General features: G+C 38.4%; 12 protein-coding genes. 6 read left to right on the top strand and 6 right to left on the bottom strand.

Annotation, left to right across the window (positions count from 1 at the left end):
- Positions 1–17: 17 nt before the first annotated feature.
- From nqrE to VKY50_RS00670, 5 genes are read right to left on the bottom strand one after another with little or no spacing between them, the layout of a single operon-like run.
- The gene (gene nqrE, locus VKY50_RS00690; RefSeq protein ID WP_324297818.1) at positions 18–632 is read right to left on the bottom strand and encodes an NADH:ubiquinone reductase (Na(+)-transporting) subunit E; all 615 of its coding nucleotides are present in this window, start codon (positions 630–632) and stop codon (positions 18–20) included.
- A gap of 24 nt (positions 633–656) precedes the next feature.
- Entirely contained in the window at positions 657–1,376 is a 720-nt protein-coding gene (locus tag VKY50_RS00685) for an NADH:ubiquinone reductase (Na(+)-transporting) subunit D (protein ID WP_324297815.1), read from the bottom strand.
- A 5-nt stretch (positions 1,377–1,381) separates the two neighbouring features.
- On the bottom strand, positions 1,382–2,107 hold the full coding sequence (gene nqrC, locus VKY50_RS00680) for an NADH:ubiquinone reductase (Na(+)-transporting) subunit C (protein WP_324297813.1): 726 nt from the start codon (positions 2,105–2,107) through the stop codon (positions 1,382–1,384).
- Positions 2,108–2,109: 2 nt separating this feature from the next.
- Positions 2,110–3,267 carry an NADH:ubiquinone reductase (Na(+)-transporting) subunit B gene (locus VKY50_RS00675; protein ID WP_324297811.1) on the bottom strand — a complete coding sequence of 386 codons (1,158 nt, stop codon included), beginning with the start codon at positions 3,265–3,267 and terminating at the stop codon, positions 2,110–2,112.
- Positions 3,268–3,280: 13 nt separating this feature from the next.
- Positions 3,281–4,624 carry a Na(+)-translocating NADH-quinone reductase subunit A gene (locus tag VKY50_RS00670; protein WP_324297809.1) on the bottom strand — a complete coding sequence of 448 codons (1,344 nt, stop codon included), beginning with the start codon at positions 4,622–4,624 and terminating at the stop codon, positions 3,281–3,283.
- Positions 4,625–4,791: 167 nt separating this feature from the next.
- Here VKY50_RS00670 and VKY50_RS00665 point away from each other — a divergent pair, with 167 nt between their 5' ends.
- The 4 genes from VKY50_RS00665 (at position 4,792) to VKY50_RS00650 (ending at position 8,837) form a co-directional block, all read left to right on the top strand.
- Entirely contained in the window at positions 4,792–6,045 is a 1,254-nt protein-coding gene (locus tag VKY50_RS00665) for a type IX secretion system plug protein (RefSeq protein ID WP_324297807.1), read from the top strand.
- A 255-nt stretch (positions 6,046–6,300) separates the two neighbouring features.
- Positions 6,301–6,687: a Co2+/Mg2+ efflux protein ApaG gene (gene apaG / locus VKY50_RS00660; protein ID WP_008991250.1), complete on the top strand. Its 387-nt coding sequence runs from the start codon at positions 6,301–6,303 to the stop codon at positions 6,685–6,687.
- A gap of 91 nt (positions 6,688–6,778) precedes the next feature.
- Positions 6,779–8,410, top strand: a complete 1,632-nt coding sequence (gene pruA, locus VKY50_RS00655; protein WP_324297801.1) for an L-glutamate gamma-semialdehyde dehydrogenase — start codon at positions 6,779–6,781, stop codon at positions 8,408–8,410.
- A 178-nt stretch (positions 8,411–8,588) separates the two neighbouring features.
- A complete protein-coding gene (locus VKY50_RS00650; protein WP_324297799.1) occupies positions 8,589–8,837 on the top strand; it encodes a hypothetical protein in 249 nt (82 codons plus the stop codon).
- A gap of 12 nt (positions 8,838–8,849) precedes the next feature.
- Here the strand turns inward: VKY50_RS00650 and rsmG are convergent, their stop codons facing one another.
- Complete coding sequence (rsmG, locus tag VKY50_RS00645) at positions 8,850–9,485, bottom strand: 16S rRNA (guanine(527)-N(7))-methyltransferase RsmG (protein ID WP_324297797.1); 636 nt, start codon at positions 9,483–9,485, stop codon at positions 8,850–8,852.
- A gap of 134 nt (positions 9,486–9,619) precedes the next feature.
- Here rsmG and VKY50_RS00640 point away from each other — a divergent pair, with 134 nt between their 5' ends.
- Positions 9,620–10,726 carry a fatty acid desaturase family protein gene (locus VKY50_RS00640; RefSeq protein WP_324297795.1) on the top strand — a complete coding sequence of 369 codons (1,107 nt, stop codon included), beginning with the start codon at positions 9,620–9,622 and terminating at the stop codon, positions 10,724–10,726.
- 15 nt (positions 10,727–10,741) lie between these two features.
- On the top strand, positions 10,742–11,935 hold the full coding sequence (locus VKY50_RS00635) for a pyridoxal phosphate-dependent aminotransferase (protein ID WP_324297793.1): 1,194 nt from the start codon (positions 10,742–10,744) through the stop codon (positions 11,933–11,935).
- Positions 11,936–12,097 lie beyond the last annotated feature (162 nt).

Genomic DNA, 12,097 nt, shown 5'->3' with positions numbered 1-12,097 from the left:
TTAAAATAAGATTTATATTATAATTTAATTCCCATAAAACTCATAAACCCAATGGCCATAAGTCCAGTGATGATAAATGTAATTCCAAGGCCCCTTAGAGGAGCGGGAACATTCGAATACGTAATCTTTTCACGTATACTTGCTATGGCAAGAATCGCTAAAAACCAGCCTACACCAGAACCCAATCCATAAACAGAAGCTTCTCCAACGGAAGAAAAGTCCTTTTGTTGCATAAATAATGAAGCTCCCAGAATCGCACAGTTAACCGCAATTAATGGCAAAAAGATCCCCAAAGCACCGTAAAGTGCTGGTGCGAATCGCTCAACAATCATTTCAACAAGTTGTACCATAAAGGCAATTACTGCTATAAATAGAATAAAACTTAAAAAGCTCAAATCTAATTCTGCCAAATCAGGACTTAACCATGATAAGGCTCCAGGTTTTAGCAAATAATTATCAATCATATAGTTCATTGGCACTGTAATGGCCAATACAAAGATCACCGCAGCACCTAATCCAACCGCAGTTTTCACCGTCTTAGAGACGGCTAAATAAGAACACATTCCAAGAAAATAAGCAAAGATCATGTTCTCTATAAAAATACTCCTTACAAAAAGATTTACGTATTCCATAATTTAATGTTTTTATGCTATTGCTTATTTTTCGATTAATTTTCTGTTTTTAGAACGTTGGAACCATACGATTACACCTAAAACCAGTAATGCCGCAGGTGATAATAACATCAGTCCATTATTCTCATACCCTAGCGCGTAGAGACCAGTTGATTCAGCTAGCGTTACACCTTTATGTCCAAGAATTTCAAATCCAAACAATTTACCAGATCCCAATAGTTCACGGAAAAATGCGATAAGGATAAGAATGAGTCCATACCCTGCTGCGTTTCCGATCCCGTCCAAGAAAGACTTCCAAGGACCATTACCTAAAGCAAATGCTTCCAATCTACCCATCACGATACAGTTGGTAATAATAAGCCCAACGAAAACAGATAGCTGTTTACTTACATCATACGCATAAGCTTTAAGCACCTCATTTACAAGAGCAACTAAACCAGCCACTACCACTAATTGAACAATGATCCGAATTCGATTAGGAATTAGATTTCGAAGCAACGAAATCACGACATTACTTGCAGCCATAACAGCCATTACCGAAATGGCCATTACAATGGAAGGTTCCAATTGAACTGTGATCGCTAAGGCTGAACAAATACCAAGTACTTGAACTGTAATGGGGTTATCATCATTAAGTGGATCCGTAATAAGTTTTCGGTTTTTCTTAGAGAAGAGTGGCTCTTTTTCCTCAGCTACAAAAAGCACCATAGGATCTTTCTCTTTTTTATTTTTAATATCAGCCATTATCCTTAATTTAAAGCTAAATTAGTGTTCTGTTTCTCTAAATAGGAAATATAGTACGCCAAACGCTCATGAATCATATTAGTCACACCATCCCCTGTGATAGTTGCTCCCGATATGGCATCTACTGCGTTATCGTCTTTATTATTTCCTCCTGAATATCCCTTTTGAACGGTGATACCAACAAATTCACCATTGGAATCTTTGATCTTTTCACCAACAAAACGCTCTTGGAACCAATCTTGTGTAATTTCAGCACCAAGTCCTGGTGTTTCTCCAGCATGGGAAAAAACAGTTCCTTTAACGGTATTTCCATCTTCTTCTAGGGAGATATAACCCCATATTGAATTCCAAAGACCAGCACCGTAAAGTGGGATAACATAGTATTTAGAACCATCTACGTCAGCCACATAGAGCGGAAAACGTTGTTGATCAATATTCTTCTTATATTCCTTTGCAAGATCAATTGCAAAGGCTTCCTGTCCTTCTACTACAATTTCTCCATTTTGATCAAGAGCAACAACCTTGGTAATATATTTATCATAGGTCTGTTCAGCATCCTCTTTAGTGGTAGAAATTTCAATAGTCGACAAAATGTCTTGCATTTTCTCGATTTTTATATTCTGCGCCTGTAGTGGCTGAAGTGAAGTCGCAGCAATTGCCAAAGCAGATGCTACTACCACTACCATAATCACGGCGAAAATTAATGTATATGCGTTACTTTCTCTATTCATGATTAAGCGGATTTAACAGTTGCTGTCGATACACGTTTCTTTCTTCTCTTAATATTAGCATGTATCACATAATGATCAATTGTTGGTGCAAATACGTTCATCAGTAAGATTGCCAACATCACTCCTTCAGGATAAGCCGGATTAAAAACACGAATCATGATGCAGAAGATACCGATCAAAATTCCATAAATCCATTTCCCTTTAAAGGTTTGTGCAGCAGATACCGGATCCGTTGCCATAAATACAAGTCCAAAAGCCAAACCTCCTACAAGCAAGTGTTCATACCAAGGGAAACTCATAAGTGCATTTACTCCCCATAAGTTAAATAGGAATCCCATAAATGCCGCTCCGATAACTCCTCCTAGCATAATTCTCCAACTACCCACACCAGTGAAGATTAGGATCGCAGCACCCACTAAAATCCACAATACTGATGTTTCTGCAACCGAACCAGGAATGGCTCCGCTGAACATTTCCCAAACACTGTAATGCACTTCATGATTGGCGGCCAGTGAACCTAGAATAGTTTCACCAGAGATAGCGTCAATATTAGAGGCTTCCGATACCCATATTTTATTTCCTGACATATATGTCGGATAGGCAAAGAAAGCAAAAGCCCTAGCCGTTAAAGCCGGGTTTAGTATATTCATTCCAGTACCACCAAAAGCTTCCTTACCTAAAATCACTGCAAAAGCAACCGATAAAGCAAGCATCCAAAGCGGTAAATCTACAGGCATAATCATCGGGATTAATATACCCGTAACCAGGAATCCTTCATTGACCTCATGCCCTCTATAAATAGCAAAAATGAATTCAATGGTAAGCCCTACAACATAGGACACAATAAGCATTGGAACAATTTTCATAGCACCATGTGCAAAGGCATCCCAAAATGTAAATTGCTCTCCTAACTGTATAAAATGCTGGTATCCTGAATTATAAATCCCATAAATCAATGCTGGTATTAAAGCAATGACAACGGTTATCATCGTCCTTTTTAAGTCTACAGAATCCCTGATATGGGCTCCCTTTTGTGTGGTGTGATTTGGCACATATAAAAAGGTATCAAATGCGTTTACCGCGGGAGCAAACCTCTCCCATTTCTGTCCCTTCTCAAAAGGCTTCTTTAGTTGATCTATTTTTTTTCTTAAGGCGTTCATATCTCAATATTTTTTAACCAACTTCTGTTATCATTATATCTAGTGCCTCACGAATGATAGCCTGAGCTTCCAACTTGGAGGTATTCACATAATCTATCAATGCAAAATCTTCTGGAGCCACTTCGTAGATACCAAGATTTTCCATCTTTTCTATATTACCTACCATACACTCCTTCAACAATTGCATAGGATAGATATCCATTGGCATCACTTGTTCCATTTCTCCTGTAACAACTAAGGCACGTTCTTCTCCATTGAGATTTGTGTTAACCTTATACTTTTTATTTGGAAATAACCAAGACAATGAAGTTTTCGACATACTTGGGATATTATTATCTTTAAATGGCAACCATCCAAACATTCTATAATTATCTCCTTCAGGAATTAATGTAATCGTGTTATCGTAAAAACCAACAAAGCCATCACTAGCTATTTTAGTTCCAGTAAGAACATCCCCACTGATAATACGTACATCAGTAGCAATATCACCTACGATATCCTTGATATTGGAACCTATTTTGAATCGGAAATACTGTGCTTTAGGCGCTTCAGTTCCCGCTACAGCCACCACACGAGTTGGGTCATAATGCCCTGTTTTAAACAGTGACCCTATGATGGCTACATCTTCAGGATTGATCACCCACACACGCTCTCCCGCATTAATAGGATCGATGTGATGAATTTGCACTCCTACATTTCCAGCTGGGTGCGGTCCAGAAACCTTGTGGATGGTCACCCCATTTACCTGGTCGAAAAATGACGCAGAGCGATTATCAACTGAAAGATGCGTTTTCCCAGAAGTTAGTTTCGAAATTGCATCGATACCCAACTGAAAATCCTCTTTTCTTTTCTCAAGTATAAACTCAACATCAGCAGCCAGCGGTGCTGTTGACATACCCGAAATAAAAATTGCTTTAGGAGTATCTTCTGGATTCGCCACAATATCGTATGGTCGTTGCTTTATAAAAGGCCAACATCCACTCAAAAGTAAATGTTCCTTTATTTGCTCAGCAGACATTTTAGAAACATCTTTTTGACCAAAATCCTTGAACGTGTCAGTGGCATCGGCATTGATTACCACCTCTAAAATACGACGCTTTGCACCTCTTTTAATCTCATGAATCGTTCCACTAACTGGGGAAACAAACTTCACACGCTCACTAGCTTTGGAATAAAAAATGGTGTCACCAGCCTGAACTGTCGCACCCTCTTTAACAACCATCTTAGGAGTAACTTTGTGAAAATCCGTAGGTTTAATTGCGAAGAATTTAGATCTTGGCGCTGCGGAAATCAATTTCTCTGCTTCGCCCTTCAGCTTAATGTCTAAGCCTTTTCTAATCTTAATGTCGTTGGACATGTTATCTATCTAATGAAATTAGTTAACTCAAAAATTCGTGCAAATTTAATAATTAAAATAGAGTTTGCACAATAAAACAGTATTAATTTAGACCCCTAGAACCAAACAAAACAGCTCTAAGTGAATTTGTTTACCTTTATAACAAAAATCCAAAACGCAACTAGAAAGTGAAATTTACCTTTATACTATTCTGCCTCGGTTTTCTTAACATTGGTTTTTCTCAAGTGATCCAAGAAAAAGAACCGCCAGAAAACATTAAAACCATTGTATTCAAATCAGAAAATGAAACAGATCAATTCCCTATCGTAAAGCTGGGACAAGCCCTGCAGCTTTCCTTTGATGATCTCTATGCGGATGAAATGGATTACTACTATCGTATCGTGTACTGCAATTACGATTGGACCCCATCAAGGCTTTTAAAATCACAATACTTGGATGGGATTGACAATCAACGCATCTCAGATTACGCCAATTCCATTACAACCCTGCAACCCTACACAAACTACCAACTACAACTTCCAAACGCACAAACAAAATTCAAGATTACTGGCAATTATATCTTGGAGATCACCGATAGCAAAGGAGAACCAATCTTCTCGCGTCGCTTTGTTGTATACAAAGAAGCGGTGCAGGTAGGGGTAGCGGTAAAAACTGCCAAGGAGGTTAAAAATTTCGATAGAATGCAACGCCTAGAAATCACCATAGACGCTCCAGATTTTGAGCTAGTCAACCCAAAACAGGATGTCCATGTTATCATGTACCAAAACGGAAACTTTAACCATAGCATTAAAGATGTTACGCCACAATTTATTTCGGGAAATCAATTACTCTATAGGTATGAAAAGGAAACCTCCTTTGAGGGCGGAAATGAATACCTGTGGTTCGACACCAAAGAAATAAGAACCGCTAGTAATTCCATCGCCATGGTCGAGTCTAAAAACCGGTACTACCATTATTTATACCCAGACCAGATCCGAAATGACCAACCCTACACCTATAACCCAGATATTAACGGAGATTTTAGAGTGCGAACCATCGATGCTGGAGCCACCAATTCTGATCGTGAAGCAGATTACTCCTTTGTTTATTTTAGCCTACCATACACCAATGAGATCGGTCTGGATAAGATTTATGTTTACGGAAAATTCAATAACTATCAACTCACTGAAGAGAACCGGTTAAAAATTGATCATGAAAATCAATTGCTTCAAACTCCAATTCTATTAAAACAAGGATTTTACAATTACAAGTACGTTAAAATGGGGGACAAAAATCAGGTGGTTGACTACAATTTTATTAGCGGCAGCCATTGGGAAACCGAAAACAATTACACCGTTCTTGTTTACTACAGGGAATTTGGAAAAACATATGACAGTGTCATCGGAGTTGGAAATGCTAGTTCTCAGACAATTTCGAATTAAATCGTTAAATCTAAGTGTAAAAAATTATTTTCAAATCTGGTGTTTAAGATCCCAGTATCAAACCATAACATATTGATTATGTTGCTCTTTAATCTAGTAAATCGATAGATAATATTGTAAATAAAACCTAACACAGTGAATCATAGGGCGAAAAGCAAGGTAAACAATTGTTAAAATCGTTCATGATAACACAATTTTTATTAATTTAGCATCGTTATTAAATCACACAGTCCCGATAAAAGAGCGTGAAAAAACATGATTACACAAATAACCAAAGGCATAAAAATTACAGTCAAGACTAGTTTTGAAGGTACCTTCTTTAAAAACTACAAGATGCACTTTGCTTTCGGTTATTGTATCACTATCGAAAACCAAAGCAAAGACTCCGTACAACTCACCACGAGACATTGGCAAATATTCGACGCCTTAAATAGAGTTGAAATTGTTGATGGTGAAGGAGTTATCGGAAAAAAACCAGTGATTAAACCAGGAGAATCCTATAGTTATAATTCAGGTTGTTTATTAACCTCTCCTATAGGCGCCATGCGAGGTCATTTTAATATGATCAACTTCACATCCACTAGAAGGTTTCGAGTTCTTGTGCCAACTTTCAAATTACATGCACCTTTCGCCTTGAACTAAAGGAAAACCTTTAACAAAAATTTGCTTTTTAAACCTATAGGCTTTTTAGTACCTTTGATTTAATTTTTTAATGCTATAAATCATAAAGAGTATGGGAAAAGGCTTTTTTCATGTCCCTAAGGCAGTGAATGAACCGGTAAAATCATATGCGCCAGGTTCACCTGAAAGAGCGGCTGTATTAGAGCAGTACGATCAGTACTTTAACAGTACAGTTGACATTCCAATGTATATTGGAAGCGAAGAGGTCAGAACGGGAAACACCCGACCACTGTCTCCTCCACATGACCACCAACACATCGTTGGGCACTATCATTTGGCTGACAAATCACTTGTAAGTAAAGCAATTACCAACAATCTACAAGCCAGAGAAAAATGGGCTGCCCTTTCTTGGGAACAGCGCGCAGCCGTATTTTTAAAAGCAGCAGCTTTGATCGCTGGTCCTTATAGGGCTAAAATCAATGCTGCCACTATGATTGCTCAGTCGAAAAATATTCACCAAGCGGAGATTGATTCAGCTTGTGAATTAATCGACTTCTTGAACTTCAACATCGAGTTCATGTCCAACATATATAAAGACCAGCCTATATCGGAGTCTGGAATTTGGAATCGTGTAGAATACAGACCTTTGGAAGGTTTTATATACGCCGTTACGCCATTTAACTTTACAGCTATTGCTGGTAATCTTCCAGCTAGTGCAGCTATGATGGGGAATGTCGTACTGTGGAAACCTAGCGATAGCCAGATTTATTCTGCAAAGGTAATCGTCGACATTTTCAAGGAAGCTGGCCTTCCCGATGGCGTAATTAATGTGGTTTATGGAGATCCGCAAATGATCACAGATACGGTGCTTGCAAGTCCTGACTTTGCCGGAATTCACTTTACAGGTTCTACCAGTGTCTTTAAATCAATTTGGAAAAGCATCGGTAAGAATATTGACATCTATAAATCCTATCCCAGAATTGTTGGTGAGACTGGAGGAAAAGATTTCATAATAGCACACCCGACTTCAAACCCAAAACAAGTAGCTACCGCTATTAGTAGAGGAGCTTTCGAATTCCAAGGTCAAAAATGTAGTGCTGCTTCCAGAGTTTACCTTCCTGAATCCATTGCTTCAGAGGTCCTAGACTTTGTAAAACAAGACGTAGAATCCTTTAAGATTGGAGCGCCGAACCAAATGGAAAACTTCATTACTGCGGTGATTCACGAGGGATCATTCGACAAACTCGCTAGCTATATTGATCAAGCTAAAGAAGATGCGGATGCTGAAATTTTTGTAGGTGGAACTTACGACAAATCCAAAGGGTACTTTATTCATCCAACGGTAATTGTCACCACTGATCCTACATACAAAACCATGACCACTGAGCTTTTCGGACCTGTGGTAACGGTTTATGTATACAAGGATGATAAGTGGAGTGAAACCTTAAATTTAGTTGACACAACTTCAGCATACGGACTCACAGGTGCGGTCTTCTCACATGATCGTTATGCCATCGAAGAAGCTACGACCGCTCTTCAAAACAGTGCTGGTAACTTTTATATCAATGACAAACCAACTGGTGCTGTTGTTGGTCAACAGCCCTTTGGAGGTGCTCGCGCATCTGGAACAAATGACAAGGCAGGTTCAGCACAGAACCTTCTGCGCTGGGTTTCGCCAAGATTAATCAAAGAAACCTTTGTTTCTCCCGAGAATTACCGATACCCTTTCTTGGGCGAATCATAATGTAATGGGATTCCTTATCTCTAGGATCCCTATAAAACCATAAAACCCCGGTTTAAAACTGGGGTTTTTTTATGTAATTCATTAAATTTCACTCCACTACAATGTTAATTTAATGTTATGTAATTGTAAATTTAATGTATCCTTCTTATATTTGACAGAATCACTAAATACAATTGCAATGAAAGCTGATGACGACAAAATAGTATTAAGTGTTACGTATTCTTTTCTAGACCCTTCTACGGAGAAGACAAAAACAAAACACTTCTATGCCACTTCTAATAAGAAAAAATTAAGAGCTCAGATTAAAGCTTTTGAAACGAGTTTAAAACCCCATCGACCCGCTTCTTTTTATAAACGCGTTAAGGCGTATTTGAAGCATTTTATAAAAAGTTGGAGCTACACTCAGCGGGAAATGTTGAGGCTCTAGTGCAATACCAGGTTATCCTTTGTATTTTAAAGGGAGATGAACCACCTTTTTGGTCTCGAAGAAGTCTTCTTTAAAGTAATCCGTAAGCTGGTAAATAGTAGCGGTCTGATACAATGCCAGCTCTTGAGTAAGATCTCCTCCTTTAAGATAAAGGATCCCGTTTTTTAATTCGTGTTTCGACTGCTTTTTAATTTTGTTTCTAACCCATTTTACAAAATCGGGCATGGAGGTGACCGCTCGACTTACAATAAAGTCGAATTCAGCACTTACTTTTTCTGCCCGCTTTTGTTCAGCTGTGACATTTTTTAACCCCAAGGTATCGACCACTTCTTGTACGACCTTAATTTTCTTTGCAATAGCATCTACAAGGTAGAATTCCGTTTCAGGAAATAGGATCGATAAAGGGATCCCAGGAAATCCCCCTCCTGTTCCCACGTCCATCACAGCACTACCTGGAGCAAAACCCTGAACCTTAGCTATACCCAAAGAATGAAGCACGTGTCGTACATATAATTCATCTATATCTTTGCGACTTATCACATTGATCTTACGATTCCAGTCCTTGTACAGCGGTTCTAATTGTTCGAATTGCTGTACTTGTTTTGGGGTCAGGGATGGAAAGTAGTTCTTGATTATCTCGAGCGCCATGCGAATGCCAAATTTTCACAAAAATAGAAAATTAACAATCACTTTTGAATCTATTCGAAGGATATTGGAATTAATTATTATACTTTTGTCTTTTACATACCTGTTGAAGGTAAGGCATTAATACAGACTTCCAAATGAATACAGCAACTACAATTCGGTTTTCGCGAAAGGATCCGAAAAAATTTTTCAAAACACTAAACTCCAGAGTAAACACATATTTCAAGGAAAAAGAAATTAAAAAGACAGGGAATTTCAAATTATATCTCAAAACTGCGATCATGTTTGCCATTTTCCTAACGCCTTATTTCCTACTTCTAACCACAGATTTAAATCAGTGGATACAATTATTATTGACCATAGTCATTGGAATTGGAATGGCAGGAGTTGGAATGAATGTTATGCATGATGGGAATCACGGATGCTACTCTTCTAAAAAGTGGATCAATAAAGTGATGGGCTCGAGCATTTATATTCTTGCCGGGAACGTATACAATTGGAAAGTACAACACAATGTTCTTCACCACACTTATACTAATATCCCAGGGCATGATGAGGATTTAGACGCCGGTAGAATTATTCGTTTTAGTGAACATTCCAAATGGCATCGTTTTCACCGTTTTCAGCATTATTACTCCATATTACTTTATGGCTTGCTTACCTTGAATTGGGCCATTACTACGGATTTTAAACAAATGAAACGTTACTTATCTCGGAAGCTTTCTTATGGTGAATTTCCTAATCCTGCCAAGGAATGGAGTGTTCTGATCATTACCAAAATCATTTACATCGTTGTATGGATTGCTATTCCAATGTTTTTCATCGAACTAGCTTGGTGGAAAGTTCTCATTGGATTTTTTGTGATGCATTATACTGCTGGGCTTATTTTAAGTGTGGTTTTTCAGTTGGCGCATATTGTAGATGAAGCGAACACCTTCCTTCCAGATGAGACGGGCACCATTAAAAATACCTGGGCAATTCACCAGTTGTTTACTACCACAAACTTTTCCACCAATAACAGATTGGTCAATTGGTTTACTGGAGGACTAAATCATCAAGTGGAACATCATATTTTTCCTAATATTAGCCACGTCCATTACACAAATATTGCTAAAATTGTTAAACAAACCGCTCAGGAGTTTGATTTACCATATTATGAGTATAAAACTACAAGAAAAGCTATAATTTCGCATTTTAAACACTTAAAGGAGCTGGGACAAAAACCAGCTTATGTGTACAATTAAACGAATATCAATTTTATGTCACAACAATTATCGGAAAGAGTTTTGAACATGGCAACTTCTGCAACCCTTGCCATGGCAGCCAAAGCAAGAGAATTACGTGCGGAAGGTAAAGACATCATCGGACTTAGTTTGGGTGAACCAGACTTTAATACTCCAGATTTTGTAAAACAGGCTGCAAAGGAAGCAATTGATCAAAATTACAGTAGTTATTCCCCAGTGGATGGTTATGTTGATCTTAAAGATGCTATTATAAAGAAATTCCAAAGGGATAATAACTTGACCTATGGTCAAAGTGGTATTGTGGTCTCTACTGGAGCCAAACAATCCTTAGCCAATGTCGCTATGGCAGTAATCAATCCAGGTGATGAAGTTATTCTACCGGCGCCGTATTGGGTAAGTTACTCAGAGATCGTAAAATTAGCTGAGGGGGTTCCTGTAGAAGTCCAAACTTCGATAGAGAATGATTTCAAAATGACTGCTGATCAACTAGAAGCTGCTATTACTTCTAAAACTAAGATGCTTTGGTACAGTTCACCTTGTAATCCAAGTGGATCAGTTTATAGCAAAGAAGAACTAGAGGCTATTGCAGCAGTTTTAAGAAAGCACCCAAATATCATCGTGGTTTCCGATGAGATTTATGAGCATATCAATTTTGCGGGTGGGCATACCAGTATTGCTTCCATCGAGGGCATGTTTGATCGCACTGTGACTGTTAATGGCGTTTCCAAGGCATTTGCAATGACCGGATGGCGAATTGGATACATCGGTGCTCCAGATTGGATCGCTAGAGCTTGCAACAAGATCCAAGGTCAAATCACAAGTGGTGCGAATAGTATTGCTCAAAGAGCGACCATCGCTGCTTTAGAGGCCCCTGTGAGTAGCATTCAATTTATGATCGACAAATTCAAAGAACGCAGGGACTTGGTTCTTTCACTATTAGGAGAAATTGAAGGTTTTCAGCTCAATGTTCCTGAAGGAGCATTTTATGTTTTCCCTAATGTTTCCTCATTCTTTGGAAAAACGCTCAAAGGAAAGAAAATAGAAAATGCTTCTGACTTTGCCTTATTCCTATTAGAAGAAGCCAATGTAGCTACTGTTACTGGCGAGGCATTTGGAAATCCAAACTGTATCAGAATATCCTATGCCGCTTCAGAGGAGGCCTTAAAAGAAGCGATCAGTAGAATTAAAACTGCTGTTTCAAACGCATAAAACGCATCTTTTACTATTGACAATCGAGTAGGAAGATAGGGATTATCTTATTAAGACTATTGTTCCCTATCTGTCCTCTCACACCACCGTACGTACGGTTCTCGTATACGGCGGTTTCTTAATTTATGTTTTCGACTTTAGAAAAGAGTCCAGTAAGAAGAC

The organism is Galbibacter sp., from assembly GCF_035306585.1.
GTDB lineage: Bacteria > Bacteroidota > Bacteroidia > Flavobacteriales > Flavobacteriaceae > Galbibacter.
Note: the sequence above shows the minus strand (reverse complement) of the source record. Positions and strands in the feature narration are given on the sequence as shown.

Coding starts and splice junctions, on each gene's coding strand:
- VKY50_RS00650 (WP_324297799.1), top strand. CDS start 8,589: ATGAAAGCTGATGACGACAAAATAGTATTAAGTGTTACGTATTCTTTT.
- rsmG (WP_324297797.1), bottom strand. CDS start 9,485: ATGGCGCTCGAGATAATCAAGAACTACTTTCCATCCCTGACCCCAAAA.
- VKY50_RS00670 (WP_324297809.1), bottom strand. CDS start 4,624: ATGTCCAACGACATTAAGATTAGAAAAGGCTTAGACATTAAGCTGAAG.
- VKY50_RS00675 (WP_324297811.1), bottom strand. CDS start 3,267: ATGAACGCCTTAAGAAAAAAAATAGATCAACTAAAGAAGCCTTTTGAG.
- pruA (WP_324297801.1), top strand. CDS start 6,779: ATGGGAAAAGGCTTTTTTCATGTCCCTAAGGCAGTGAATGAACCGGTA.
- apaG (WP_008991250.1), top strand. CDS start 6,301: ATGATTACACAAATAACCAAAGGCATAAAAATTACAGTCAAGACTAGT.
- VKY50_RS00635 (WP_324297793.1), top strand. CDS start 10,742: ATGTCACAACAATTATCGGAAAGAGTTTTGAACATGGCAACTTCTGCA.
- nqrC (WP_324297813.1), bottom strand. CDS start 2,107: ATGAATAGAGAAAGTAACGCATATACATTAATTTTCGCCGTGATTATG.
- nqrE (WP_324297818.1), bottom strand. CDS start 632: ATGGAATACGTAAATCTTTTTGTAAGGAGTATTTTTATAGAGAACATG.
- VKY50_RS00685 (WP_324297815.1), bottom strand. CDS start 1,376: ATGGCTGATATTAAAAATAAAAAAGAGAAAGATCCTATGGTGCTTTTT.
- VKY50_RS00640 (WP_324297795.1), top strand. CDS start 9,620: ATGAATACAGCAACTACAATTCGGTTTTCGCGAAAGGATCCGAAAAAA.